Consider the following 25,633-nt stretch of genomic DNA (forward strand, 5'->3'; position numbering starts at 1 on the left):
GCATACCGCCGACCTTCACCCGGACACCGCTCTTGGGCAACGCCGCGGGCCCTGCTCGACACGCAATGGGCGGTGCCGGGATCGAGGAGAGTTACCGATCATGAGCAGCAACGACGGCCCGGCCGCAGACGGCGGCGAATTCCCAGCCAACACCGTCGAGGAGGCGCTGGCACGGGCCCTGGAGCAGACACGCGGCGAAGAGGCGGCGGACGACGCGCCGGGCGGCGCGCCGGGCGGCGCGTCGGAATCCCCGGAGGAGGCGGCGGGCGCCGTCGCCGGGTTCATCACGGCGCTGCGCGACGGCGACCTGTGGGTCCCCCTCCCCGAGGGGTCCGGTGTCCAGGACGACGGTTCGATCGCGCTGCCGACACTGGACCTGGAGGGGTCGCCGTTCATCCCGGTGTTCACCTCAGAGGGCCAGCTGGGCGAGCGCAGCGCGGAGCTGCCCTACACGGTCATCCCGGCGCGGGAACTCGCGGGGGTGCTCCCCGAGGGTGTCGGGCTGGCGCTGAACCCGGGCAACGAGCCGAGCGTCCCGCTGTACCCGGAGACGGTCGAGGCGCTGTCCGGGGGCTGAGGCCGCGCCGGCGCGTTCGGAGATCGTTTTTTACTGTGGCGTAGGCCACTCCGGACACGGTTCGGGAACGCCGCTGTGCGGCGGCGTTCCCGCCGCCGGCGCCGATGCGGGAGCCGGCGGCCCGTCTCACCAATTGGGCGCGGGGGCTACCCAGGAGGCCTGGGCAGACGTACGATTCCCCAGAAGTCGGCAAACGCAGCACCAACACCACCACATTGGCGACGGCCCCCACCCGTCGCCGCAGCGCGGCCGAGTCCCACCTTCCCGGTGCGGCCTCGATCCCCCCTGCGGGCCGCGTACTGTGGTGCCACACCACCGAGCGCGCCCGCGCGAACATGTTCGCGACCGCGTGCCGAACTCAGGAGGTCGAGGTCCCCAGCAGATGAATGCCGTCTCCCCGATCTGCCTCACCGACCTCGCCCCCGCACTGCGCTGGAGCAACCCGGCCGACGTCGCGCCCGTCCTCTCCCACGCCCGGCTCATCGAGGGCTGGTGGCAGTCGCTGCCGCTGCCGCGCGTCCTCGACATCGCCGGCCCCGCCTGGCTCTCCAACTGCCTCGCCCGCCTCGCCGCCGAGCAGTGGGACCACCTCGCCCTCGGCGAGTTCCTCCCCGGCCTGCGCGCCCTGTCGGTGCTGCCCGACGAGATCGCCGAGCCCGTGCGCGGCGCGCTCATGGCCACCGCCGGCGACTGGGAGCACCTCGTCGCCGCGGCGCCCTGCACCATGCGCGACTGGCCGTTCCCCCGCGACTGCGGCCTCATCGACCTCGTGGGCACCGCCATGTGGCGGGCGGTCGACCCGTTCGCCCGGACCCCGGTGAACACGCCCACGCCCTCGCCCGGCCTGATGATCGAGGCCGTGCACACCCTCGCCAACTGGATGCCCGAGACCGCGCCCGAGCACGTCCGCAGCGCACTCGCCTACCTCCACAGCAGTACCGGCGCCGAATCGGGCGCCCCCGCCGCCACCGAGCCCCCGCAGAGCCCGGCCACCCGCGCCATCAGGACCCTGCGCGCGCTGCGCGCCCACCGCGACCAGGAGGAGGCCGCCGAGCGCGTACCCGCGCAGGCCGAGGCCGCCCCCGCCGCCGCGGGCGCGGCGGCGGCCGAGTCCGCCGCGCAGAGCGGGCTCACCCGCAGGTTCCGCAGCCCCCTCCTCGGCCCCGGCCGCACACTGCGGCGGCCCGCGTTCGGCCCGCCCAAGGAGATGCGCCCCGAGGACGACGACGGCAGCGGCGCGCCCGCAGCCCCGCAGCTCGGCACGCACCCCCTGATCGACCTGCTCGACCAGCTGTTCACCTCGTGGGAGCGGCTCGACCGCACCGTCGCCGCCGAGCGCCTGTTCGCCGCCGACCCGCTGAGCATCCGCGACCTCGCCGAGCAGTCCGGTGTCGACGCCGGGCAGATCCGGCACGCCCAGCGCGGTGTCGAGGAGCGGCTGCTCCAGTGGCTCGGCTCGCCCGACGGCGCCCCGGTCACCAAGCACATCCGCGACCTCTCCGAGCAGCTCGGCGCGGCGACCACCATCGAGCATCTGATCAACGCCCACCCCGACCACTCCGTGGAGATCCCCGCCCTCGGCACACCGCTGTGGCGGGTCATCATCGCGCTGTTCACCGACCGCCGCATGCACAACGGGTGGCTGCTCACCGCCGATCCGCAGCAGCTCCGCTGGCAGACCCGCGAACTCGTGTCCGACGGCCCCAGCGTCACCGAGGCCGGCATCCGGCTCGACCGCCTCGGCCTGCGCCGCCAGTCGATGCGCGCGTGGCTGCTCAGCATCCCCGGTGTCACGCTGCACGACGGCTACGTCGTCCTCGACCCCTCCGTCACCATCGACGCCCCGGCCACGGCGCCCAACTACGCGGGGCACGCGGGGCTGCCCGCCGAGTCCGCTGCGGCGCCCACCACGGCGAACGGCCTGCCCATCCGCAGGCGCCCCGCCGACGCCGCCGACGGCGGGCCGCAGGCCGCGCCCGCCGGGCCGCCGCAGCCCAAGCCCGCCGAGGTCACCACCTCCGCCCGGTGCTTCCGGGCGCCCGACGGCCGCTGGTGGCACCGGGTCGACGTCAGCGCCGAACTGCTCAGCGGCGCCCCGGTCACCGTCCCGCCCGGCTACGCCGCCTTCCTGGGCTTGCAGCCCGGCCGCCTGCTGTGCCTCACCGCGCCAGGGGCCGACCTGCTGGTCCTCGTCTGGCGCGACCAGCCGGCGTTCGACTCCCTGCGCCCGCTGCTGCGGCGGCTCTCCGCCCAGCCCGGCGACCGCGTGTTCATCACCGTCAACGGCGACCGCCTCGACGCCCGGCGGCTGCCGGCCGCCGACCTCCCGGGGCACGGCGCCACCGGCAAGGCGCTGCACCTCATCGGGTACACCGCCCCGGCGTCCACGGAGGAGGCGCTGGAGATCATCGCCCGCCGCATCACGGAGTCACCGGCGGAGTTCGGTTCGCCGGTCGACCCCCACCGCCTCCTCGACCAGCTCACCCAGCGCGGCGACACCGACATCGTCTCCGAACTCCGCCCAAGCCTCTACGCCGCGCACTGACACCGCACCCGTCCGCCGGTCTGTCTGCGGGAGACCGCGGAGACGGCTGTGGGCTGCCGCCGCCTGCGAAGGCGGCGGCAGCCCACAGACCGGTGCGGTTTACGGTCAGACGTTGAAGCCCAGCATCCGGAGCTGGTCGCGGCCGTCGTCGGTGATCTTGTCGGGGCCCCACGGGGGCATCCACACCCAGTTGAGCTTGACCTCGCGCTCGAACTCCGCGAGCGCGGTGTTGACCTGGTCCTCGATGACCTCGGTCAGCGGGCAGGCCGCACTGGTGAGGGTCATGTCGATGGTGATGAACTCGCCGTCGACGTTGACCCCGTACAGCAGCCCGAGGTCGACGATGTTGACGCCGAGTTCGGGGTCGATGACGTCCTTGAGCCCTTCGGTGATGTCGTCGACCAGCGCCTCCTGGCTCTGGCCGCCCACCGGGGCGGTGTCGCTCTCGGTCATGAGGCGCTCTCCTCCTTGGCTTCCAGGGACTGCGCGGTCGCGTCCTTCCACGCCATCCAGGCGAGCAGGGCGCACTTGATGCGGGCAGGGTATTGCGACACGCCGGCGAACGCCACCGCGTCCTCCAGGACGTCCTCGTCGGGCTCGCCCTGGCCCTTGGAGTGCATGAGCGCGGTGAACTCGCCGAGGACCGCCATGGCGTCGTCGACGGTCTTGCCGATGATCAGGTCGGTCAGCACCGAGGCGCTGGCCTGGCTGATGGAGCAGCCCATGCTGTCGTAGGAGACGTCGCGGACGACCGCCGAGCCGTCGAGCCCGTTCGGGCCCCCGGCGAGGCTGACCCGCAGGGTCACCTCGTCGCCGCACGTGGGGTTGATGTGGTGGGTCTCGGCGTCGAACGGCTCGCGCAGCCCCTTGTTGTGCGGGCTGCGGTAGTGGTCCAGGATGATCTCCTGGTACATGGAGTCGAGCTTCATCCGGGTACCCCCTCCCGCGGCAGCACCCCGAAGAACCGCTGCGCCGCGACGATCCCCTCGACCAGCGCGTCGACGTCGGCGGTGGTGTTGTACACGTAGAACGACGCCCGGGTGGTCGCGACGGCGGCCATGCGCCGGTGCAGCGGCCACGCGCAGTGGTGCCCCACCCGCACGGCCAGGCCGAGGTCGTCGAGCACCTGACCCACATCGTGGGGGTGGATGTCGTCGACGGTGAAGGACACCGCGCCCCCGCGGTCCTCGGCCGTGGCGGGCCCGACGATCCGCACGCCGTCGAGCGCGGCGAGCCGCTCCAGTGCGTAGGCGGTGAGCTCGTGCTCGTGCGCCGCGACCCGGTCCATGCCGATGGCCGACAGGTAGTCGCACGCCGCCGCCAGCCCCACCGCCTGCGGCGCCATGGGCACGCCGGCCTCGAAGCGCTGCGGCGGGTCGGCCCAGGTGGAGTGCTCCATGTGGACCACGCCGATCATGGAGCCGCCGGTGATGAACGGCGGCATGGCGGCGAGCAGCTCGGCGCGGCCCCACAGCACCCCGATGCCGTTGGGGCCGAGCATCTTGTGCCCGGAGAACACCAGGAAGTCGACGCCGAGTTCGTGCACGTCGACCGGCATGTGCGGGACGGACTGGGCGGCGTCGGCGAGCACCAGCGCGCCGACCTCGTGGGCGCGGTCGGCGATGCGGCGGACCGGGTTGACGGTGCCGAGCACGTTGGACTGGTGGGCGAGCGCGACGATCCTGGTGCGCTCGTTCACCAGCGTGTCGAGGTCGGACAGGTCGAGCCGGCCGTCGTCGGTGACCGCGAACCAGCGCAGGGTGGCGCCCGTGCGCTGGCAGAGCTGCTGCCACGGGACCAGGTTGGCGTGGTGCTCCATCTCGGTGACGACGATCTCGTCGCCGGGGCCGACCAGGAACCGCTCGGCTTCGGGGCCCGCCGTGGCGGCGTTGCTCAGGGCGTAGGCGACGAGGTTGATGGCCTCGGTGGCGTTCTTGGTGAACACCACCTCCTCGGCCGCGGCGCCGATGAACGACGCGATCGTGGACCGCGCGCCCTCGTAGGCGTCGGTGGCCTCCTCCGCGAGCTGGTGCGCGCCCCTGTGCACGGCGGCGTTGTGCCGCTCGTAGAACGCGCGCTCGGCGTCGAGGACCTGGCGGGGCTTCTGCGAGGTGGCCCCGGAATCGAGATACACCAGCGGGCGGCCGTCGCGCACGGTCCGGGCGAGGATCGCGAAATCCGCCCGGACCTGCTCGGCGTCCAGCGGCGCAGGGTGCGCACCATCGGTCACTGGGAAGCGCCCGCCTTCGCGAAGCGCTCGTAGCCGTCGGCCTCGAGGACGTCGGCCAGCTCGGGGCCGCCGGACTCGGCGACCCTGCCCCCCGCGAACACGTGCACGAAGTCGGGCGTCACGTAGTTCAGGATGCGGGTGTAGTGGGTGATGAGCATGATGCCGACGTCGCTGTTGGCCTTGGCGCGGTTGATGCCCTCGGAGACGACCTTGAGGGCGTCGACGTCGAGGCCGGAGTCGGTCTCGTCGAGGATCGCGAGCTTCGGCTTGAGCAGCTCCAACTGGAGGATCTCGTGGCGCTTCTTCTCGCCGCCGGAGAAGCCCTCGTTGACGCCGCGCGCGGCGAACTCGGAGCCGATGTTCAGCCCCGACATGCTGCCCTGCAACTCCTTGGAGAAGGTGCGCAGCTTCGGCGCCTCGCCGCGCACGGCGGTGACCGCGCTGCGCAGGAAGTTGGACATGGACACGCCGGGGACCTCGACCGGGTACTGCATGGCGAGGAACAGGCCGGCGCGGGCGCGCTCGTCGACGGTCATCTCCAGCACGCTCTCGCCGTCGATGAGGACGTCGCCGCCGGTGATCTCGTACTTGGGGTGCCCGGCGACCGCGTAGGCGAGCGTGGACTTGCCCGAGCCGTTGGGGCCCATGATGGCGTGGGTCTCACCGGAGTTGATGGTGAGGTCGACGCCCTTGAGGATCTCCTGGCGCTCGTCGGCTCCGATGAGGACGTCGGCGCGGAGGTCGCGGATTTCGAACTTGGTCATGGTGATCTTTCGCCTCAGGAATTCTTCTCGTCAAGTGAGACGAGCACGTCGTCGCCGCTGATCTGCACGGCGTAGGTCGGAACGGGCTTGGTGGCCGGCGGGTTGATGGGCTTGCCCGAGCGGAGGTCGAAGCACGATCCGTGCAGCCAGCACTCGACGGTGCCGTCCTCGACCTCGCCCTCGGACAGGTTGACCTCGGCGTGGGAGCAGATGTCGCTGATGGCGTACACCTCGCCCTCGCTGCGGACCACCGCCACCGGGGTCTCGCCGATCCGCACGCCCACCGCCCCCTCGTCGGGGAGGTCGGCGAGCGTGCAGACCTTCGTGAATCCGTCCCCGCTCATCAGCTCGTGCCCGCGTAGGACGGACTGTGCTCCTGCAACTTCTCCTCGACCTCGTCCATGATCCGGTCGCGGAGCTCCGGGATCGCGATGCGGTCGATCAGCTCGGCGAAGTAGCCGCGGATGACCAGCCGCCGCGCCTCGTCCTCGGGGATGCCGCGGGACTGGAGGTAGAACAGGTGGATCTCGTCGAGGCGGCCGCTGGCGGCGGCGTGGCCGGCGCCCTCGACCTCCCCGGTGAAGATCTCCAGGTTCGGGACGGAGTCGACGCGGGTGCCGTCGGTGAGCGCGAGGTTGCGGTTGTGCTCGTAGGAGTCGGTGCCTTCGGTGCCCTCGCCGATGATGACGTCGCCGATCCACACGCCGTGCGCGTCCTCGCCGGTGAGCGCGCCCTTGTACTCGACCCGGCTGCGGGTCCGGGACACGTTGTGGTCGATGAGGGACCGGTGCTCGTGGTGCTGGCCGGGGCCGGTGAAGTACAGGCCGTGCAGCTCGGCGTTGCCGCCGGTGCCGGTGTAGCCGACCTTCGGCGACATGCGGACGAGGTCGCCGCCCAGGGTGATCACGAAGCTCTTGAACCGGGCGTCGCGCCCCACCTTGGTGTAGTGGTGCGAGACGTGCACGGCGTCGCGCTCCCAGTCCTGGAGGCTGATGACGTCGAGCCGGGCGCCGTCGTCGAGGACGAACTCGATGTTGTCGGCGTAGACGGCGCTGCCGGCGTACTCGACCACGACGGTGGCGCTGGAGTGCCGCTCGGCCTTGACGAGCAGGTGGCCGTAGGCGTCGCCCTGCTCGGCGCCGGTGATCGTGACGAACACGGGGTCGCCGAGCTCGGTGTCCTTGGGCACGGTGACGACCGTCGCGGTCGGGAACGAGGCGTAGGCGAGCGCGCTCACCCGGTCGGTGGGCAGGAACGAGGTGCCCAGTCGGGAGTCGTCGCGCTGGACGGTCTCGACGGCGACCTGCTCGGGCGCCTCGACCTCGACCGTGATGACGCCGTCGGCGATGTTGCGGCCGTCGTGCAGGCCGCGGAGGCGGCGCAGCGGGGTGAACCGCCACTCCTCCTCACGGCCGGCCGGGACCGGGAAGTCGTCGACCTCGAACGAGCCGTGCACGTCGAGTTTTGAGACCGGGAGCTCGCCGCCACCGTGCGAGTGCTCCGGTACTCCGACATTGGGGCTGGCCATGCTCAACCAACCGCTCCTTCCATCTGAAGCTCGATGAGCCGGTTCAGTTCAAGTGCGTACTCCATGGGGAGTTCGCGGGCGATGGGCTCGACGAAGCCGCGCACGATCATCGCCATGGCCTCGTCCTCGTTCATGCCGCGGCTCATCAGGTAGAAGAGCTGGTCCTCGCTGACCTTGGAGACCGTGGCCTCGTGGCCGAGCTCGGTGTCGTCCTCGCGGATGTCGTTGTACGGGTAGGTGTCGGAGCGGCTCACGGTGTCGATGAGCAGCGCGTCGCACTTGACCGTGGACTTGGCGCGCGAGGCGCCCTCCTGGACCTGCACGAGGCCGCGGTAGGAGGCGCGGCCGCCGCCGCGGGCCACCGACTTGGAGATGATGGTCGAGGACGTGTTGGGCGCGCAGTGCACCATCTTGGACCCGGTGTCCTGGTGCTGGCCCTCGCCGGCGAACGCGATCGACAGGGTCTCGCCCTTGGCGTACTCGCCCATGAGGTAGACCGCCGGGTACTTCATGGTCACCTGCGAACCGATGTTGCCGTCGATCCACTCCATGGTGGCGCCCTCTTCGGCGATGGCGCGCTTGGTGACCAGGTTGAAGACGTTGTTCGACCAGTTCTGGATGGTCGTGTAGCGGCAGCGCGCGTTCTTCTTGACGATGATCTCGACGACCGCGGAGTGCAGCGAGTCGGACTTGTAGATGGGTGCGGTGCACCCTTCGACGTAGTGCACGTAGGCGCCTTCGTCGACGATGATCAGGGTCCGCTCGAACTGGCCCATGTTCTCGGTGTTGATGCGGAAGTACGCCTGGAGCGGGATCTCCACGTGCACGTTCGGCGGCACGTAGATGAAGGAGCCGCCCGACCACACGGCGGTGTTCAGCGCCGAGAACTTGTTGTCGCCCGCGGGGATGACGGTGCCGAAGTACTCCCGGAACATCTCCGGGTGCTCCTTCAGCGCGGTGTCGGTGTCGAGGAACAGGACGCCCTGCGCTTCGAGGTCTTCGCGGATCTGGTGGTAGACGACCTCGGACTCGTACTGCGCGGCCACGCCGGCGACGAGGCGCTGCTTCTCGGCCTCGGGGATGCCCAGCCGGTCGTAGGTGTTCTTGATGTCCTCGGGCAGTTCCTCCCAGGAGGTGGCCTGCTTCTCCGTGGACCGCACGAAGTACTTGATGTTGTCGAAGTCGATCTTGGAGAGGTCGGCGCCCCATGCGGGCATGGGCTTCTTGTCGAAGAGCCGCAGCGACTTCAGCCGCAGCTTCTCCATCCACTCCGGCTCGGACTTCTTCCCGGAGATGTCGCGAACGACCTCTTCGTTCAGGCCTCGGCGAGCGGAAGCACCGGCGGTGTCGGAGTCGGCCCAGCCGTACTCGTAGGTGCCGATCCCCTCAAGCTCGGGATGCGCGATAGACGTCATTGCGCGGATTCCTCCTGATTGTGAAGACGTCCTGGTTCTGGCCGCCCGCGGTCCTGCGGGGGTCGGGGCGGGTCGTGCCGGTTATCCCCGCTGGTCGGGGGATGATCGGGTGTCGCCGGGCGGCGCGATGCCGCGCGGTGTCACGTGCGTGGTGCACACGCCGTCGCCGTGGGCGATGGTCGCCAGCCGGCGCACGGGTGTGCCGAGGAGCCGCGAGAACGCCTCGACCTCGGCCTCGCAGAGTTCCGGGAACTCCGCTGCCACGTGCGCCACCGGGCAGTGGTGCTGGCAGAGCTGCTCGCCCCCGCCGGGTGCCGGGGCGCTGCCCGCCGACGCCGCGTACCCGTCGCTCGACAGGGCCTCGGCGAGCAGCCGGACCCGCTGGTGCTGCGGGACGGAGTCGAGCAGCGGGCGGTACCGGCGTTCGAGGTCGGCGACCTGGCGGCGGGCGAACGCCGACACCGCTTCGGGCCCGGCGGTCTCGGCGAGGAAGCGCAGCGCGCTGGACGCGAGGTCGTCGTAGCCGTGCACGAAGGCGTCGCGGCCGGCCTCGGTGACGACGAAGACCTTGGCGGGTCGGCCGCGGCCCCTGCGGATGTGCGAGCGGGCGTCGCGGGCGTCGATCATGCCCTCTGCGGTCAGGTTGTCGAGGTGGCGGCGGATGGCCGCCGAGGTGAGCCCGACCCGCTGCCCCAGCGCCGTGGCGGTGATGGGGCCGTGTTCGAGGATGAGCCGCGCGACGCGGGCCCGGGTGCCGGTCTCGGCACCGAGGTCGGGACCGGCAGCACCGCGGGCGGCGCCTGGCGCTGCGCTCCCCTGCGGCTGCTGGATCGGTTCCACCTTTTTCACAACATCAGTGTGGCGTAATTAGGTCCCTGCTGGCAAACGCCTGCCGATGCGCTATATCACCCAGGCAAGGCTAGCCTTACAGGACATGCGTTCGCATGGAGGCGATCGGAAAGGCCGCGTCCATCCCCCGAAAATCCCATGATTCGGTACTATCGTCTCACATATAGAGACGTCGGATTGGGCGAGGCCACCGGCCGCCCGGCGTCCCATCCGCCCCTTCCACCACGTCAACCCGCCGACCGGGGTGCGATATTCCGCACACTCCGGTCCCGGCCGCCGCACACGCCACCCGGTGGGGCACCCCGCGCGGCCGGACCTAGACTCGGGCGCATGAGTCCACCAGCGGTCGAGGTCGTCGACCTGGTCAAGCGCTACGGTCCGACCACAGCCGTCGACCGGCTGTCGTTCACCGCGCCGGCCGGCACCGTGACGGCCCTGCTCGGGCCGAACGGGGCGGGCAAGACCAGCACCATCGAGATCTGCGAGGGGTTCCGCGGCGCCGACTCCGGCTCCGTGCGGGTGCTCGGGCTCGACCCGCGGCGCGCCGGGAACGCGCTGAAGCCGCGCGTCGGCGCCATGACCCAGGCGGCGGGCATCCCCACCGGCGCCCGCACCGGCGAGTGGCTGCGGCTCATGGCCTCCTTCCACGCCCGCCCCGTCTCCCCCGACCTGCTCCTCGACCGGCTCGGCCTGGCAGCGGCGCAGCGCACCCCGTTCCGGCGGCTGTCCGGCGGGCAGCAGCAGCGCCTGTCGCTCGCCTGCGCGGTCGTCGGCCGGCCCGAACTCCTCTTCCTCGACGAACCCACCGCAGGGCTCGACCCGCAGGCCCGCATGGCCACCTGGGACCTCGTCGGCGAGCTGCGCTCCGCCGGCGTCTCCATCGTCCTCACCACGCACTACATGGAGGAGGCCGAGCGCCTCGCCGACCGCGTGGTCATCATCGACCACGGCCGGACCGTCGCCGACGGCAGCACCGCCGACCTCACCGCCGACCGCCAGGAACTCCGCTTCGGCGCCGACGCCGGGCTCGACACCGAGGGCCTGCTCACCGCCCTCCCGGCGGCCAGCAGCATCGACGTCCTGCACACCGGGGCCGACGGCCGGTGCCTCTACGCGATCGCGACCGGCGCGCCCGGCGGACTCGGCCCCGAGTTCGTCGCGACGGTCACCACCTGGTTCGCCGCCAACGGCGTCCTACCCGCCGACCTGCGGGTCCAGCGGCGCACACTCGAAGACGTCTTCCTCGAACTCACCGGCCGGGACCTCCGCGAATCATGACCGACTCCGCCACGACCGCCCAATCCCCCTTCACCCCCGCCCCGGGCGCCGCTCCCTTGCACCGCATGGTGCGCGCGCAGGCCGGCATGGAACTGCGCGTGCTGCTGCGCAACGGCGAGCAGCTCCTGCTCACCATGGTCATCCCGGTACTGCTGCTGGCAGGCTTCAGCCTGGTACCGCTGATCGACCTCGGCCCGGGGCCCCGGGTGGACTTCCTCGCGCCCAGCGTCATCGCCCTGGCCGTGATGTCCACGGCGTTCACCGGGCAGGCCATCGGCACCGGCTTCGAGCGCAGCTACGGCGTCCTCAAGCGCCTCGGCGCCACACCGCTGTCCCGGCCGGGGCTGCTCGCCGCCAAGACCCTCGCGGTCCTCGGCGTGCAGGCCATCCAGATCGTCGTCCTCTGCGCGGTCGCGTTCGCCCTCGGCTGGTCGCCCAACGCGGGCGCGGCGGGCACCGCCTACGCCGCGGCGCTCATCCTGCTGGCGACGGCGGCGTTCAGCTCGCTCGCCCTGCTGATGGCGGGCACCCTGCGCGCCGAGGCGACCCTGGCGGCGGCGAACCTGGTGTACGTGGTCCTCCTGGGCCTGGGCGGCGTGCTGTTCCCGCTGTCGCGCTACCCCGACGCCGCCCGCCCCGTCATCGACGCGCTGCCCATCACCGCGCTCGCCGAGGGACTGCGCACCGCGCTGTCCGGCGGCCCGCTGGCCCTCGCCCCTGTCGCCGTCCTCGCCGTCTGGGCCCTCATCGCCGCCACCCTCACCACCCGCCTCTTCCGCTGGGAATAGACCGATCGTCCCGATTCGCTGACGCGTGTACACGGCAGCCGCTGGTTTGCCGGGCATGCCACGCACCGTCAGGGACATTCTGAAACTCATCGAGCACGATGGCTGGTACCTCCATCGGACTCGCGGCAGCCACCGCCAATACAAGCATCCTGAGAAGAAAGGGCTTGTCACCGTCCCTGGGAAGCCGAGCAAGTCCTTGCCTATCGGCTTGGAACGCAGCATCCTCAAACAGGCGGGCCTATGAAAGAGGTGCAGGGCATGACCAATTACGTGATCCTCGTTGAGCGAAGCGACGACGGGTTCGGTGCGTGGTGCCCCGATCTTCCTGGTTGCGTCGCTCTCGGCGACTCCGTCGCCGAGACCGTTTCCGAGATGGGCGAGGCAATACGGTTCCACCTCGAAGGAATGCGCGCGGAAGGGCTCCCCGTCCCCGAGCCGTCAACGGTCACCAGTGCGCTCGTTGAGGCGGCCTGATCGCGGCGCCATAGGATCCGGTGGGTGGAGTACATCGGAGTTCCGTTGGTGTCGCTGGTCCGCTCGCTGGGGCCGCCGGTGGTGCTGCTCGTGGTCGGGGCGGTGCTCATCGTGCGGCAGCGGCCCGTCGGGGCGCGGCTGCTGTGGGCCGCGCTCGCGGTGAACCTCGTCGCGGCGGCCCTGCCGTTCGTGTGGCGCTTCGTCCAAGTGGGCACCGGGTTCGCCACGGAATCGGTCGCCGGGCTGGTCATGATGCTGCTGCAACCGCTGGTGGAGTTCTGCGCCTGGCTGCTGGTGCTGGGTGTCGTCGTGTCCCGGGGTCCCGCAGGCCAAGCTATGCTGCCGGAGCCCGCCCGCAGCCGATCAAGGGACCCGGCGTGATCGAATCGATGGCCTCGCAGTTCATCGTCGTACTGACCAGTTACACGGCGTCCTTCCTGATCGCCGTTGTCGGGCTGATCCTCTGCATGGCCAAGCGGCCCCGTTCGCGCGGTCTCATCGCCACCGCCATGGTCATCTTCCTCGTCAAGGTCATCATCGGCGCCGTATGGCAGCTCGCCTTCGTTCCGTACATGATGGCGAACAGCGGCGGCGGTCCCGCCATGACCATGGGCTTCAGCCTGTACGCGATCGTCGACCAGATCATGCTCGTCGCGGTCTGGGTGCTCGTCCTCATCGCGCTGTTCAAGCGCGACGACAGTGCGCCCGCCTCTCCCGCGCCGTACTACGCCTCCGGCGGCCCGGCACCCGGCCAGCCGTGGGGCCGGCCCCAACCGGGCGCGCAGCCGGGCGCCCCAGCACCCGGGCAGGACTACGGGCCGCCTCCCGGCGCCGCCCCCGGGTTCGGCGCGTCGCCCGGCCCGCAGTACGGCCCCGGTCAGGGGCCGCCCGCCGGCCAGGACCACGGCACGGGGCCGCGCCCCGCACCCGGGCAGGACTACGGCCAGCCCTCCGGCAGGCACGGGTACGGGCCCGGCCCCGAGTCCGGCCGCTCGTAGGGCGCACGGTCCGCGGCGCCGCCGCTCACTGCGCCGGGGCGCCGCGCCGCGGCCGCCGCGGGTCCGGGGCGGCGACCCCGCGGGGCAGCACCGCGACCGGCACGATGGCGGCGCGCAGGATGTCGATGTTGGTGTCGCCGAGGAACACCCGGCGCAGCGGGCCCGAACGGCCCGAGGCGCACACCAGCAGGTCGCCCTGGTACCACTCGATCCGCCCCAGCGCCGCGGCGACACTGGTCCCGGTCGCCGTCTCCGTGCTGACGTAGGCCGGGTCGAGGTGCGGCGCCGCGGCCGCGCTCGCGACGGCGGCCCGGAGGTCCTCGTCCGCCTCGATGCTCAGCTTGCGCAGCATCTCGGTGCGCAGCTCGGTCGCCCGCGTACCGGACACCGACCCGCCGATCAGCAGGGTGACCAGGCGCAGCGGCAGCTCCATGCTCTCGGCCATCGAGGCGGCTAGGGCCAGCGCGCGGTCGGCGCCCTCCTGGCGCAGGTAGGAGAAGGTCAGCCGCTCCAGGCGCCGCACCTCCTGCGCCGCGAATCCGCTGGGCGCCATGACGACCGGCACCGGTGCTCCGTGCAGCAGCTGGTCGGCGGTGGAGCCCATGCGCAGCCGGCCCTTGCGGCCGCCGGGTGCCGAGCCGATCACCACGGCGTCGGCTCCCCTGCCGCTCGCGAAGTCGGCGAGGCCGTGCCCGCTGCCGCGGTGGAAGTGCACCTCGTAGTCGACGCGCCCCGGTTCGTGGGGCCGCACCGGAAGCAGCGACTCGATGATCGCGCGGGCGTTGTCGAGCGCCGCGCCGGACTGCTCGCGCAGGTAGGCGACCCACTCGGCGTCCACTGCGCCCTTGGTGTGCGTGGGCCAGCCCGTCGGCGGCACGTTCACCACGGTCAGCCGCGCGCCGGAGCGCCCGGCAAGCAGCAGGGCCAGTGCGAGCGCGTCGGCTCCGCGCGCGTTGGGCTCGTAGCCGGCGACGACGTGTCCGGGTCTCATCACCCTTCACCTCCCGCTGCGTTGCGCATGCCGGTATCGCCCTTGGCGAGCCGGGAGTGCCGCCGCCCGTACCCGAAGTAGACAACGAGGCCCAGCGCGCTCCACAGCAGGAAGGCGATCCAGGTGCTGTGGCCGAGCTGGGTCATCAGGAAGACGCAGAACGCGGCGCCCAGCACGGGCGTCAGTGGGAACAGCGGCGTCTTGAAGCTGCGGGGCAGGTCGGGGCTTGTCCGGCGGAGGATCATCACGCCGATGTTCACCAGTGCGAACGCGAACAGGGTGCCGATGCTGGTGGCGTCGGCGAGTTCGCCCAGCGGGATGAACCCCGCGAGGACCGCGACGAAGGCCGACACGATCCAGATGTTCGCCGCCGGCACCTGGCGGCGCGGGCTGACCTTGGAGAAGACGCGGGGGATGAGGCCGTCCCGCGACATCGCGAACAGGATGCGGGTCTGGCCGTACAGCACGACCAGGACCACGCTGGCGATGGCGATGACCGCGCCGAGCGAGAGGACCACGGCCGGCCACGCTGAGTCGGTGGTGCTGGTGAGGACCATCGCCAGCGACGCCTCGCTCTCGCCGAGTTCGGTGTAGTGCACGGCCCCGACCGCGGCCAGGCCCACCAGCACGTAGCTGACGGTGACGATGAGCAGGGAGAGCATGATCGCGCGGGGCAGGTCGCGCGTGGGGTTCTTCGCCTCCTCCCCCGCCGTCGACGCGGCGTCGAAGCCGATGTAGGAGAAGAACACCTTCGCCCCGGCCGCGCTGATCCCCGCGACGCCCATCGGGGCGAACGGGGCGAGGTTGGCGGAGTTGAACGCCGTGAACGCCACCACGCAGAAGAACGCGAGGACGGCGACCTTGAGGACCACCATGACGCCGTTGGCGGTGGCGCTCTCCGAGGCGCCGCGCAGCAGCAGCCACGTCGCCAGGAGCACCACGGCGATGGCAGGGATGTTGACGACGCCGCCGTCGGGTCCTGGCGGCGCGCTCAGCGCGGTCGGGATGGTGATGCCGACGGTGCCGCCGAGGAACTCGTTGAGGTACTGGCCCCAGCCGACCGCGACGGCGGACACCGACACGGCGTACTCCAGCAGCAGGCACCAGCCGCACACCCAGGCGACGAGCTCGCCCATCGTCGCGTAGGCGTAGGAGTAGGAGGACCCGGACACCGGGATGGTCCCGGCGAGCTCGGCGTAGGACAGCGCGGAGAACAGCGCCGTCACGGCGGCGAGGACGAACGCGAGGACGACGGCGGGGCCCGCCAGTGGGGCGGCCTCGCCCAGGACCACGAAGATCCCGGTGCCCAGTGTTGCGCCCACGCTGAACATGGTGAGCTGGGCCAGGCCCATGGTGCGCTTGAGCCGGCCGCCCTCGCCCTGCCCGCCCTCGCCGACGATCGCCGCCGCGGGCTTGGTCCGGACCAGGCTCCGCAGGAAGGACGCCCCGCCGGTCGGATAGGCGTTCGCCATCGGACTCCCCCCCTACTCCCCGGCGCGCCGGGGCCCCGGGTCCATCGTGGGACTGCTCGGACGGGTCGCCGCCGCCTCCGCGCCGGGCGCGGAGGCGGCGGCGCGGCTACTGGCTCATCTCCTGGCCCGCTTCGGGGCCCAGCCCGCTGGGCAGGCCCGGCCCCGATGTGCCGACCTCGGGGTAGGTGCCGCTCGGCGTGACGATCGTGCCCGCCTTGCCGGCGAGGATGTCGACGGCGTCGGTCAGTTGCCCGATGGCGGCCATGTCGCCGGTCAGTTCGGAGAACCGGCAGATCGCCTCGACCTTGGGGCCCATGGAGCCCGCGGGGAAGTCCATTGCCCGCAGCTGCCCGGGCGTGGCGTTGGCGATCTCGCGCTCGCCGGGCCCGCCGAAGTCCTCCATCACCCGGGGGACGTCGGTGAGCAGCAGCAGGGCGTCGGCCTCCAGCGCCTCGGCGAGCAGGGCGGCGGTGAGGTCCTTGTCCACGACCGCCTCGACCCCGGCGAGCTGCCCCTCCTCGTTGCGGATCGCGGGCACGCCGCCACCGCCACCGCAGACGACCAGCGCGCCGGAGTCGAGCAGCAGCCGGATCAGCCGGGTCTCCACGACCCGCTGCGGGCGCGGCGAGGGCACCACCCGGCGCCAGTACGCCCCGTCGGGTTTGACCACCCAGCCGCGCTCCGCCGCCAGGCGGTGCGCCTCGGCCTCGTCGTAGACGGGCCCGACGAACTTGGTGGGGTCGGAGAACGCGGGGTCGCCCATCGACACCAGGGTCTGGTTGATGAGCGACGCCACCTGGCGGCCCGGCAGGGCGTTCTGCAACGCCTGGAGCAGCCAGTACCCGATCATGCCCTGGGTCTGGGCGCCCAGCACGTCGAACGGGTAGGGCTGCGACAGGGACTTGTCGGCGGCGCTCTGCAACGCCAGCACCCCGACCTGCGGTCCGTTGCCGTGGGTGAGCACGAGCTGGTGCTCGGCGGCCAGCGGGGCGAGCGCCCGCACCGCCTTCGCCACGTTGGCGCGCTGGATCTCGGCGTCGGGCTTCTCGCCGCGTTGCAGCAGCGCGTTCCCGCCGAGTGCTACGACCACCCGCATCGCGATCAGCCCCCCAGCGTGGCGACCATGACGGCCTTGATGGTGTGCATGCGGTTCTCGGCCTGGTCGAAGACGATCGACGCCGGCGACTCGAACACCTCGTCGGTGACCTCCAGCGCGTCCAGCCCGAACTTCTCGTAGATCTGCTCGCCGACCTTGGTCTCGCGGTTGTGGAACGCGGGCAGGCAGTGCAGGAACTTCACGTCGGGGTTGCCCGACGCCTTCAGCGCAGCGGCGTTGACCTGGTACGGCTTGAGCATGTCGATGCGCTCGGCCCACACCTCGGCCGGTTCGCCCATGGACACCCACACGTCGGCGTAGACGAAGTCGACGCCCTTGAGGCCCGCGCCGACGTCGTCGGTGAAGGTGATCTTCGCGCCGGTCCGCTCGGCGATGGCGCGCGCCGGGCCGCCCACCAGGTCCTCGTGCGGCCACAGGTCCCTGGGCGCCACCATCCGCACGTCCAGGCCCAGCAGCGCGCCGGCGACGGTCAGCGAGTTGCCGAGGTTGTTGCGGGCGTCGCCCATGTAGGCGAACTTCAGTTCGCGCAGCGGCTTGTCGGTGTGCTCGCTCATGGTGAGGAAGTCGGCGAGCATCTGGGTCGGGTGCCACTCGTCGGTGAGCCCGTTCCACACCGGCACACCGGCGTGCGCGGCGAGCTCCTCGACCAGCGCCTGCTTGGACCCGCGGTACTCGATCCCGTCGAACATGCGGCCCAGTACCCGCGCGGTGTCCTTCATCGACTCCTTGTGGCCGATCTGGGAGCCCGACGGGTCGAGGTAGGTGACGTGGGCGCCCTGGTCGTGCGCAGCGACCTCGAACGCGCAGCGGGTGCGCGTGGAGGTCTTCTCGAAGATCAGCGCGATGTTCTTGCCGACCATCCGCTGCTGCTCGGCGCCGGCGTACTTGGCGGCCTTCAGGTCGGCGGAGAGCTTCAGCAGGAACGCGAACTCCGCCGGGGTGAAGTCGAGCTCCTTGACGAAGTTGCGGTTGCGCAGGTTGAACGCCATTGCGGCAGGGTCCCCTCAGTGGTGGCGTGCGGTCTCGGGCCTGCGGACGCGCCGGTCCCCCCGGCGCGCCCGTCCTCGCTCAGCATTGTGCTCGTCATGCGTCCCGCTGGATCGGGCAGGTCATGCAGTGCGGCCCGCCCCTGCCGCGGCCCAGCTCACTGCCGCGGATCGTGATGACCTCGACGCCGTTCTTGCGCAGGTAGGTGTTGGAGGTGACGTTGCGCTCATACGACAGGACCACCCCCGGTTCGACCGCGAACACGTTGCAGCCGTCGTCCCACTGCTCGCGCTCCGAGGAGAACACGTCCTGGGTGGGGGTGAGGACCTTGATGGAGTCCAGCCCGGCGGCGTCGGCGATGGCGCGGTGCATCTCCTCCGGGCGGTGGTCGGTGACCTTGAGCTCCTTGTCGTTGTCGCCGGGCTCGATCGTGTAGGACGGCAGCATGCCGAGGCCCGCGTACTTGGTGAACACCCCGTAGTCGACGTTGGTCATGACCGTGTCGAGGTGCATCACGGCGCGCGCCTTGGGCATCCAGATGCCGAGGATGCGCTCGGCCCCGCCCTTCTTGAACAGCTCCTGGGCGAGCATCTCCACCGACTGGGGCTGGGTGCGCTCGCTCAGGCCGATCAGGACCGACCCGTTGCCGATCGGCATCACGTCGCCGCCCTCGATGGTGGCGGGGGCGTTGGTCTGGCCCTGGTTCCAGACCTGGAAGTCGGCGTCGGCGAACATCGGGTGCCACCGGTACACCGCCTCGTAGTGGGTGGTCTCGCGCATGCGCGCCTTCTTGCGCATGGGGTTGATCGAGACGCCGTTGTACAGCCAGCACGAGGTGTCGCGGGTGAAGATGTGGTTCGGCAGCGGGGTGAGGATGAAGTCGTCCATGTCGAGCGTGTGGAACCACACCGACTTGGGCTCCTCCATGCGCTCCAGCATCTCGCGCTTGGTGACGCCGCCGATGAGGTACCGGCGCAGCGTCTCGGTGTCCATGGCGTCGAAGGCGTTGCGGACGGCGTCGATGGCCAGCGGGCCGAAGAAGCGCTCGTCCATGGCGCGGTCCAGGATGTAGGTCCTGGCCTCGGGCATCTCCAGGACCGTCTGGAGCAGCTCGTGGAACAGGTGGACGCGGGCGCCGCGGTCGCGCAGGAAGTCCGAGAACGCGTCGTGCTCCTCGCGCGCCCGCTTGACCCAGAGCACGTCGTCGAAGAGAAGGGCGTCCTTGTTGGTCGGGGTGAGGCGTTTCAACTCCAGGTCCGGGCGGTGCACGATGACCTGGCGGAGTCGTCCGACCTCGGATTCGACGGAAAACGTCATGGCTCCTCGCTCTTTTGCTATCCGCACCGGCCCGGCTGCGCCGGACCGGTGCCTGTCGACGTCGGCGTGCCGGTCACGACCGCTCGCCGGACACCGGCGGGCGCCCGCTCCGGCCCTCGCCCGGCCCGTACTCGCCGCGCCCGGCCTTGGCCCAGATGTACACGGGCACGCCCAGCAGCATGATCAGCATGCCCTGAAGTACCGCCTCCGGACCGGATCCGAACACCAGCCACAGCGAGAAGAGGAGCGCGACGACGGCGACCGTCACGTCGCGCGCCAGGTGCGCCGCGACGACGTCGCGCCCCCTGGTGACCAGCCAGTACAGCTGGGCGGCAGCGGAGAAGAAGTAGGGCAGCACCGAGGTGAAGGTCGCCAGCAGCAGGATCGTCTCGAAGGCGTCCTCGGAGTAGAAGTAGTTGAGTGCGGCGACGGCCGAGGTGAGCAGGGTGCCGATGACGATGGCGACCGAGGGCGCGCCGCGCCGGTTGGTCGTCGCGAAGGCCGTCGGGAACAGCCCGTCGCGGGCCGCCGCCATCGGCATCTCGGCGACGAGCATGGTCCACCCGTTGAGCGCGCCGATGCCGGAGATGATGGCCATCACCGCGAACAGGTAGCCCCACACCTCGCCGCCGAACATGTTGTCGACCGCCAGGGCGAACGGCGCCTCGGAGTTCACGAGTTCGTCGTGCGGGACGTTGCCCATGACGGCGACCGTGCCCAGCAGGTAGACCAGCGTCACGGCGAGCGTCCCGTAGACGCTCGCCCGCCCGATGTTGCGCGCGGGGTCCTCGACCCGCTCGCCGACGACCGCGACGCTCTCCACACCGGAGTAGGCGAACAGCAGCACGGCGCCCGCGAGGGAGAACGCGGAGACGAAGGAGCCGCCCGTGACATCGGCGGCGCCGATGAACGGCCCGAAGTTCCCCGGGTCGATGAAGAGCAGCCCGACCAGGCCGACGAACACCAGCGGGACGAACTTCAGGACGGTGGTGACGAGCTGGAAGCGGCCGATGTTGCGGACACCGGACAGGTTCACCACCGCGGGGATCCACAGGCCGACCAGTGCGAGGACGGTCTTGCCGAACGGGTTGTCCCACGGGACGAAGACGTTGACGTAACCCACCCAGGCGACGGCGATCCCGGCGTTGCCGGCCCACGCGGTGATCCAGAACGACCACGCGTTCCAGAACCCGGCGAACTCGCCGAACGCCTCCCGCGCGTAGGCGTAGGGCCCGCCGGAGGCGGGCACGCGGGCGCCGAGCCGACCGAAGACCATCGCGATGGCGAGCGCGCCGATGGACACCGCGCCCAACGCGAGGATGCTGACGGTGCCGTACCTGGCCATGTTCGCCGGCAGCAGGAAGATCCCGGTGCCGACCACGTTGCCGATGACCAGGGTCGTCGCGGTGACCAGGCCGAGCCGCGGCCCCTTTCCGGCGTCGGCGCCGTCGCCCTCCGCGGACCGCGGCGCCGTCGGGCTGCTGCCGGCGGTCACCGCGGACCGCCCGAAATCGCGTGCATCGTCCCCCCTGGATGCGCGGGTCCCGTGCCGACCGTGCCCCGTGCGCCGCCCCGGGTCCGCGCGCCCGGCGGTGGCCGCGCGGGATCCCCTGGTCCGGGCCCTCCGTTGACCAGGTCCATCAGAACAGCAGGACCCGTCGGCTACGAGGGGTACGCACCCCATTTCACCCAAAAATTACCGAGAGTGAGCACTCGTCCCCCCGGCGCGTCGCGGCAGGCCACCGGCTCGTAGAATGGCCGTTCGTGAGTGCCCACGCTGCCGCAGGCGAACCCCGCCGCGCCCTGAACCCGATTCCCGGTGCGGCAGCGATGCTGCACGCCATGAGCACGTCGATCCCGCCCACCTGGATGGTGCTCATCGGCATCGTCTCGGTGCAGGCCGGGGCCGGGATCGCCAAGAACCTGTTCGGGGTCCTCCCGCCGAGCGCCGTGGTGTGGATCCGGCTGCTGACCTCGGCGATCGTGCTGGTGGCGATCGCGCGCCCCGTCCTGCGGGGCCGCAGCCGCGCCGACTGGCTGACCGCTGCCGGGTTCGGCCTGACCCTGGCCACCATGAACTGGGCCATCTACGAGTCGTTCGCCCGGATCCCGCTCGGCATCGCGGTGACCATCGAGTTCCTCGGTCCGCTGTCGGTCGCGATCGCCGGGTCCCGGCGCAAGGTCGACCTGCTGTGGGTGGCGCTCGCCGCCGGAGGCGTCGTCCTGCTGGGCCGGGGCGGCGGCGACGTGACGTTCGCCGGGGTGGCCTTCGCCCTGCTCGCGGGGGTGGCGTGGGCGGGCTACATCCTGCTCAGCGCCGCGACGGGGCAGCGCTTCTCGGGGACGTCCGGGCTCGCCATCGCCAGCGTCGTCGGGGTGCTGCTGATGACCCCCGCGGGGGTCTACCAGGGCGGCGAGGCGCTGCTCGACCCGCGGCTGCTGCTCATCGGGCTGGCGGTGGGGGTGCTGTCGTCGGTGGTGCCCTACACCCTGGAGATGCAGGCGCTGCGGCGCATGCCGCCGCGCGTCTTCGGCATCCTCATGAGCCTCGAACCGGCCGCGGCGGCGATGGTCGGCATGCTGCTGCTGTCGGAGTTCCTGTCCGTCCCGCAGTGGATCGCGATCGGCTGCGTCGTCGCGGCGAGCGTTGGCGCCACGCGCTCCGCGCGTCCGGGCCCGGACGCCCCCGCCGAGGGCCGCGCACCGGACCCCGGCCCCGGCGGCCCCCGCGACGGCACCTGAAAAGCTGTTGGTGTGCCGGACCGGCCCGTCCCGGTCAGGATGTGTTTCGGCGGTCGCGGGGGCCCGCGACCGCCGAAACACGTCCTCTCCGTCTAAAATCCGGACCGGTGCCCCGGCAGTCACTGACCCACCGCTGGAGGGCGGCGCACATCAGGGACCCGATGAACACCGCAGCCAAGTCCTACTACGCTGTGTCGTATGACTGGTTCCCCTCCCGTGCTCGCAGCCGACGACCTCGTCCTCCTCGGTCAGCCGTTCTGGCTATGGCAGGTCGGCGTCGCGATCGTCGGCGTGGCGGCGCTCCTCATCCTGGGCAGCCGGCTCTGGCACCCGCGCATCGCGACCCTGCGGTGGTGGGCGCTCGGCAACATCGTCGTCAACGCGGGGATCTCGGTCACCGGGGCGACCGTCCGGGTCACCGAGTCGGGGCTGGGCTGCTCGGAGTGGCCCCGGTGCACACCCGAGAGCTTCGTCCCGGTCGGCGGGGACCACTCCGCGTTCAACGCCGCCATCGAGTTCGGCAACCGGACGGTGACCTTCCTGGTCCTCGCCGTGGGCGTGCTCATCTTCATGGCGGCACTGCGCCTGCGACCGCGGCGCCGCGACCTCATCACGATGGCGACGATCATCCCCATCGGCGTCCTCGGCCAAGGGGTCGTCGGCGGCATCACCGTGTGGTCGGACCTGCACCCCGCCGCCGTGGGCGGGCACTTCCTGCTCTCGACCCTCGTGGTGGTGCTCACCGTCGCGTTCTACGTCCGCTGCCGCCAACCCGAGGGTCCGCTGCGCCGCACCGTCACGCCGCTCACCCGCCGGGTGGCGGGCGTCCTGACCGTGGTCGGGTTCGCGCTGATCGTCCTCGGCACCGTGGTCACCGGCACCGGCCCGCACGGCGGCGACCTCGAAGCGCCCCGCTACGGCTTCGACATCGTGACCGTCACCCGCCTGCACTCCGGGCTGGCGTGGCTGACGGTGGCGCTGTCGGTGGCGCTGATGGTGCTTCTCATGCGCACGGGCGCGCCGCGCGCCCTGAGAGTCCAGGGGTGGCTGCTGCTCGCCGCGCTCACCGCCCAGGGCGCCATCGGCTACACCCAGTACGCACTGGGCCTGCCCGAAGCGCTGGTGGTGCTGCACGTGCTCGGCTCGGCCCTGGTGTGGGTCGCGATCCTGCGCGTGTGGTTCGGCACCGCCGAACGGGTCGCCGCCGACGCGCCCGACGTCCCCACTGGCACCGGTGGGACCACCGGCGAGCGGGTCACCACCCCCTAGACGGGGGTGGCGGACCCTGCTGCTGCCCGGGAGTCGGACCACCCTGACCGGGGCCGCCAGGGGCGCCGGGGATCCGGTAGTCGGGAGCGGACGCGGGCGGGCCCTGGGGTGCGGGCGGGGCCTGATTCCCCCCGGGCGGCGGGCCGCCGGGACCCGGGGCGGGCGGACCCTGCTGCTGCCCGGGAGGCGGCCCACCCTGGCCGGGACCCGCGCCGGGAGCGCCCTGCGGCTGCTGGGCGCGTGCGGCCTGCGCCTGGGCGATGACGTGGGAGAACTGCTCGCGCTTGAGGAAGCCGGAGTCGGTGGGCGCCGACGCCCACGACGGGGCGACCGGCTGCGTGACCCGCCCGATGAACGCCTCGCGGGCGACGTGCATGAGCGCCAGGATGGAATCGCGGCGCTCGCTCCAGTCGGGGCGCGCCACACCGCGGTCGAGCCGCTGGTGCATCAGCGCCAGCTCGGTCGCGGCGAGCTGGTAGTCGCCCATGGCGCGCTTGCCGCGGGGGCCGGCGGTCTGCTGGGCCCACCGCCGCGCGCCGCGCCGCCCCGGGATGGTGCTCAGCATCGTGATGTCGGCCGGCGTGACCAGGCCCGTGGGGATGTAGGGCGGCAGGTAGTAGCCGATGGCGCCGACCTGGCGGCGGCGGTCCTGCACCGCGATGACGATGATCGTCACGAGCACGAAGAACAGCAGCACGTAGACGACGCCGAGGCCGAGGTAACCGAAGATCGTCGCGCCGTTCCACAGGCCGTGCAGCACGACCGCCGCCACCCAGCCGAAGAACGGCGCGAACATCCGCCCGCCGCCCTTGGTGATCGCGGCGTGCGCCACCCCGATCCCGATCATGGCGGTGTACAGCGGGTGGCCGAACGGGGCGATGATGCCGCGCAGGATGAACACGAACGCGAGCCCGGCGAATCCCTCGGAGAACAGCGAGTTCAGGAAGTACAGGATGTTCTCGGTGAACGCGAACCCGGTGGCGACCATCGCGGCGTAGACCACGCCGTCGGTGTAGGAGTCGATCTCGTGCCTGCGCCGCCACAGCAGCAGGAGCAGCACCAGGCCCTTCGCGCTCTCCTCGACCAGCGGCGCGCCGACGGCGGCGCTGAGGTAGTTGCCGAGGTCGGCGCCGAAGGTGGGAACGGCGTAGAACTGCATCCCGGCGGTGTTGAGGATGAACGACACGACGACGGCGACGCCCGCACCCCACAGGAACGCGAACAGCAGCATCGACCCGGGTTCGGGCTCCAACCGGTCGAGCAGCAGGATCAGCGGGATCAGGATGGTGACCGGGATGATGGCGGCGATCGCGCTGATGAAGAACGCGAGGAGGCCCACGGCCCCGCCGCCCGCCAGGCCCATGAGGAGCAGATAGCCCAGCATCAGCACCAGGCACAGTGCACTGACGATGATTCCCGCGACCAGCCCGAAGGAGTGCCGACCGGGTTTGCGTCCTTGGAGGATGGCCTTGGTGTCGAGAGGGGGCATAGCCCCAGAGCGTAACGCCTTGGGCGGGAGGTCAGGGCCTATGGCAGCGGCACGATCCGGTCACCTCCGGCACACACGGCGATCACGCCGTATCACAATCCGGCACACCCCTCCGAGCCCTCGCCCGGTCGGCCGATAGCCGCGTCGACCACCGGCGGCCACGCCACCCGCCTGATGGCCACCTCACCCGCCCGGAAGCCGGCCGCTCCCCGTCTCCGGATATCCGAACCGCGTCCCCGTCTCCGGAAATCCGACTGCCGCGCGGGCCCCGCCGCGCACCGGCGCGGCGGTACGATCACCCGGCACCCGAGACGGGAGAATCCATCCATGCAGGAGACCCGAAGCACCGTCGCCGCCCGATACCTGTGGGCGCTGCGGATCGCCGCAGTCCTTCAGACCGCCGCGCTGGCGTGGGAGTTCTTCACCGCAGGCCGCTTGGTGTCCGCCGATATGACGGTGCTGCCCCTGCACTCGTGGGGCGCGATCGGCCTGCACATCGCCTCCGGGATCCAGGTGCTGGCAGCGGTCGCCCTGTGGCGTCCCGGCGGCGGCCCGCTCTGGCCGGCGGTGGTCAGCGCCGTGGCGTTCGCCCTCAGCTTCCTCCAGGCATCCTTCGGCAGCAGCGGCAACCTCGCCGCCCACGTCCCGCTCGCGCTGACCCTGGTAGTGCTGGTCGTATGGGTCCTCTCCTGGTCCTGGACCCGCCGCACCACCTAAACCGCCGCGCCGGCCGAACAAACCCCCATCCCCGCATCCGCGGAGACCCCCACTCGCGCCTGGGGCAACGATGTGCGCACCCGCAT

General features: G+C 71.5%; 26 protein-coding genes. 11 read left to right on the top strand and 15 right to left on the bottom strand.

All coding sequences use genetic code 11. The features are described 5' to 3' along the window. Positions 1 to 100 precede the first annotated feature (100 nt). Together CLV63_RS14925 and CLV63_RS14930 are read left to right on the top strand one after the other, a co-directional pair. On the top strand, positions 101 to 577 hold the full coding sequence (locus CLV63_RS14925; protein ID WP_106583627.1) for an SseB family protein: 477 nt from the start codon (positions 101 to 103) through the stop codon (positions 575 to 577). 382 nt (positions 578 to 959) lie between these two features. After that, complete coding sequence (locus CLV63_RS14930; RefSeq protein WP_106583628.1) at positions 960 to 3,122, top strand: hypothetical protein; 2,163 nt, start codon at positions 960 to 962, stop codon at positions 3,120 to 3,122. A gap of 105 nt (positions 3,123 to 3,227) precedes the next feature. Here the strand turns inward: CLV63_RS14930 and CLV63_RS14935 are convergent, their stop codons facing one another. From CLV63_RS14935 to CLV63_RS14970, 8 genes are all read right to left on the bottom strand, one after another. Continuing rightward, positions 3,228 to 3,575, bottom strand: coding sequence for a metal-sulfur cluster assembly factor (locus CLV63_RS14935; RefSeq protein WP_106583629.1), 348 nt, complete (start codon positions 3,573 to 3,575; stop codon positions 3,228 to 3,230). Further along, positions 3,572 to 4,051, bottom strand: a complete 480-nt coding sequence (gene sufU, locus CLV63_RS14940) for a Fe-S cluster assembly sulfur transfer protein SufU (RefSeq protein WP_106583630.1) — start codon at positions 4,049 to 4,051, stop codon at positions 3,572 to 3,574. Before sufU ends, CLV63_RS14935 begins: the two co-directional genes overlap by 4 nt. After that, positions 4,048 to 5,352 carry a cysteine desulfurase gene (locus tag CLV63_RS14945; RefSeq protein ID WP_106583631.1) on the bottom strand — a complete coding sequence of 435 codons (1,305 nt, stop codon included), beginning with the start codon at positions 5,350 to 5,352 and terminating at the stop codon, positions 4,048 to 4,050. The genes sufU and CLV63_RS14945 overlap by 4 nt, the downstream gene beginning before the upstream one ends. Next, complete coding sequence (gene sufC / locus CLV63_RS14950; RefSeq protein WP_106583632.1) at positions 5,349 to 6,116, bottom strand: Fe-S cluster assembly ATPase SufC; 768 nt, start codon at positions 6,114 to 6,116, stop codon at positions 5,349 to 5,351. The genes CLV63_RS14945 and sufC overlap by 4 nt, the downstream gene beginning before the upstream one ends. A 14-nt stretch (positions 6,117 to 6,130) precedes the next feature. Next, on the bottom strand, positions 6,131 to 6,460 hold the full coding sequence (locus CLV63_RS14955) for a non-heme iron oxygenase ferredoxin subunit (protein WP_211301319.1): 330 nt from the start codon (positions 6,458 to 6,460) through the stop codon (positions 6,131 to 6,133). Beyond that, on the bottom strand, positions 6,460 to 7,644 hold the full coding sequence (gene sufD / locus CLV63_RS14960) for a Fe-S cluster assembly protein SufD (RefSeq protein ID WP_106583633.1): 1,185 nt from the start codon (positions 7,642 to 7,644) through the stop codon (positions 6,460 to 6,462). Before sufD ends, CLV63_RS14955 begins: the two co-directional genes overlap by 1 nt. A gap of 2 nt (positions 7,645 to 7,646) precedes the next feature. Beyond that, positions 7,647 to 9,059, bottom strand: coding sequence for a Fe-S cluster assembly protein SufB (gene sufB, locus CLV63_RS14965; RefSeq protein WP_106583634.1), 1,413 nt, complete (start codon positions 9,057 to 9,059; stop codon positions 7,647 to 7,649). Between the two features lie 81 nt (positions 9,060 to 9,140). Then, positions 9,141 to 9,899 (bottom strand): helix-turn-helix transcriptional regulator, encoded by a 759-nt coding sequence (locus tag CLV63_RS14970; RefSeq protein WP_106583635.1) that lies wholly within the window; start codon positions 9,897 to 9,899, stop codon positions 9,141 to 9,143. A gap of 339 nt (positions 9,900 to 10,238) precedes the next feature. Between CLV63_RS14970 and CLV63_RS14975 the strand changes: the two genes are divergently transcribed. The 6 genes from CLV63_RS14975 to CLV63_RS15000 are packed head-to-tail and all read left to right on the top strand — an operon-like array spanning position 10,239 to position 13,446. Further along, positions 10,239 to 11,186: an ABC transporter ATP-binding protein gene (locus CLV63_RS14975; RefSeq protein WP_106583636.1), complete on the top strand. Its 948-nt coding sequence runs from the start codon at positions 10,239 to 10,241 to the stop codon at positions 11,184 to 11,186. After that, the gene (locus CLV63_RS14980; protein ID WP_106583637.1) at positions 11,183 to 11,974 is read left to right on the top strand and encodes an ABC transporter permease; all 792 of its coding nucleotides are present in this window, start codon (positions 11,183 to 11,185) and stop codon (positions 11,972 to 11,974) included. Before CLV63_RS14975 ends, CLV63_RS14980 begins: the two co-directional genes overlap by 4 nt. A gap of 55 nt (positions 11,975 to 12,029) precedes the next feature. Further along, the gene (locus CLV63_RS14985) at positions 12,030 to 12,218 is read left to right on the top strand and encodes a type II toxin-antitoxin system HicA family toxin (RefSeq protein WP_106583638.1); all 189 of its coding nucleotides are present in this window, start codon (positions 12,030 to 12,032) and stop codon (positions 12,216 to 12,218) included. Positions 12,219 to 12,232: 14 nt separating this feature from the next. Continuing rightward, positions 12,233 to 12,448, top strand: coding sequence for a type II toxin-antitoxin system HicB family antitoxin (locus tag CLV63_RS14990; RefSeq protein WP_106583792.1), 216 nt, complete (start codon positions 12,233 to 12,235; stop codon positions 12,446 to 12,448). 24 nt (positions 12,449 to 12,472) lie between these two features. After that, positions 12,473 to 12,829, top strand: coding sequence for a hypothetical protein (locus tag CLV63_RS14995; RefSeq protein WP_106583639.1), 357 nt, complete (start codon positions 12,473 to 12,475; stop codon positions 12,827 to 12,829). Beyond that, positions 12,826 to 13,446 (top strand): hypothetical protein, encoded by a 621-nt coding sequence (locus tag CLV63_RS15000; protein ID WP_106583640.1) that lies wholly within the window; start codon positions 12,826 to 12,828, stop codon positions 13,444 to 13,446. Before CLV63_RS14995 ends, CLV63_RS15000 begins: the two co-directional genes overlap by 4 nt. 25 nt (positions 13,447 to 13,471) lie before the next feature. On the opposite strand, the gene CLV63_RS15005 is transcribed toward CLV63_RS15000, so the two are convergent. The 6 genes from CLV63_RS15005 to CLV63_RS15030 all read right to left on the bottom strand — a co-directional run bounded on the left by CLV63_RS15005 (position 13,472) and on the right by CLV63_RS15030 (position 20,825). Then, on the bottom strand, positions 13,472 to 14,437 hold the full coding sequence (locus CLV63_RS15005; RefSeq protein WP_106583641.1) for a universal stress protein: 966 nt from the start codon (positions 14,435 to 14,437) through the stop codon (positions 13,472 to 13,474). Then, on the bottom strand, positions 14,437 to 15,909 hold the full coding sequence (locus CLV63_RS15010) for an amino acid permease (protein ID WP_106583642.1): 1,473 nt from the start codon (positions 15,907 to 15,909) through the stop codon (positions 14,437 to 14,439). Before CLV63_RS15010 ends, CLV63_RS15005 begins: the two co-directional genes overlap by 1 nt. Positions 15,910 to 16,015: 106 nt before the next feature. Continuing rightward, positions 16,016 to 17,005, bottom strand: a complete 990-nt coding sequence (arcC, locus tag CLV63_RS15015) for a carbamate kinase (protein WP_106583643.1) — start codon at positions 17,003 to 17,005, stop codon at positions 16,016 to 16,018. 5 nt (positions 17,006 to 17,010) lie between these two features. Continuing rightward, complete coding sequence (argF, locus tag CLV63_RS15020) at positions 17,011 to 18,015, bottom strand: ornithine carbamoyltransferase (RefSeq protein WP_106583644.1); 1,005 nt, start codon at positions 18,013 to 18,015, stop codon at positions 17,011 to 17,013. Between the two features lie 94 nt (positions 18,016 to 18,109). Continuing rightward, positions 18,110 to 19,330, bottom strand: coding sequence for an arginine deiminase (locus tag CLV63_RS15025; protein ID WP_106583645.1), 1,221 nt, complete (start codon positions 19,328 to 19,330; stop codon positions 18,110 to 18,112). Positions 19,331 to 19,403: 73 nt separating this feature from the next. Next, the gene (locus CLV63_RS15030) at positions 19,404 to 20,825 is read right to left on the bottom strand and encodes an amino acid permease (protein WP_245928833.1); all 1,422 of its coding nucleotides are present in this window, start codon (positions 20,823 to 20,825) and stop codon (positions 19,404 to 19,406) included. Positions 20,826 to 21,094: 269 nt separating this feature from the next. Here CLV63_RS15030 and CLV63_RS15035 point away from each other — a divergent pair, with 269 nt between their 5' ends. Beyond that, positions 21,095 to 22,072 (top strand): EamA family transporter, encoded by a 978-nt coding sequence (locus tag CLV63_RS15035; protein WP_394339778.1) that lies wholly within the window; start codon positions 21,095 to 21,097, stop codon positions 22,070 to 22,072. Between the two features lie 198 nt (positions 22,073 to 22,270). Continuing rightward, the gene (locus CLV63_RS15040) at positions 22,271 to 23,341 is read left to right on the top strand and encodes a COX15/CtaA family protein (protein ID WP_106583648.1); all 1,071 of its coding nucleotides are present in this window, start codon (positions 22,271 to 22,273) and stop codon (positions 23,339 to 23,341) included. Here CLV63_RS15040 and CLV63_RS15045 read toward each other — a convergent pair. Continuing rightward, complete coding sequence (locus CLV63_RS15045; protein WP_106583649.1) at positions 23,328 to 24,830, bottom strand: PrsW family intramembrane metalloprotease; 1,503 nt, start codon at positions 24,828 to 24,830, stop codon at positions 23,328 to 23,330. The two genes, CLV63_RS15040 and CLV63_RS15045, sit on opposite strands and share 14 nt — an antisense overlap. Before the next feature lie 327 nt (positions 24,831 to 25,157). Between CLV63_RS15045 and CLV63_RS15050 the strand changes: the two genes are divergently transcribed. Beyond that, the gene (locus tag CLV63_RS15050; RefSeq protein ID WP_106583650.1) at positions 25,158 to 25,547 is read left to right on the top strand and encodes a hypothetical protein; all 390 of its coding nucleotides are present in this window, start codon (positions 25,158 to 25,160) and stop codon (positions 25,545 to 25,547) included. Positions 25,548 to 25,633: the final 86 nt, after the last annotated feature.

The sequence above is a fragment of the Murinocardiopsis flavida genome (assembly GCF_003014485.1).
Lineage (GTDB): Bacteria > Actinomycetota > Actinomycetes > Streptosporangiales > Streptosporangiaceae > Murinocardiopsis > Murinocardiopsis flavida.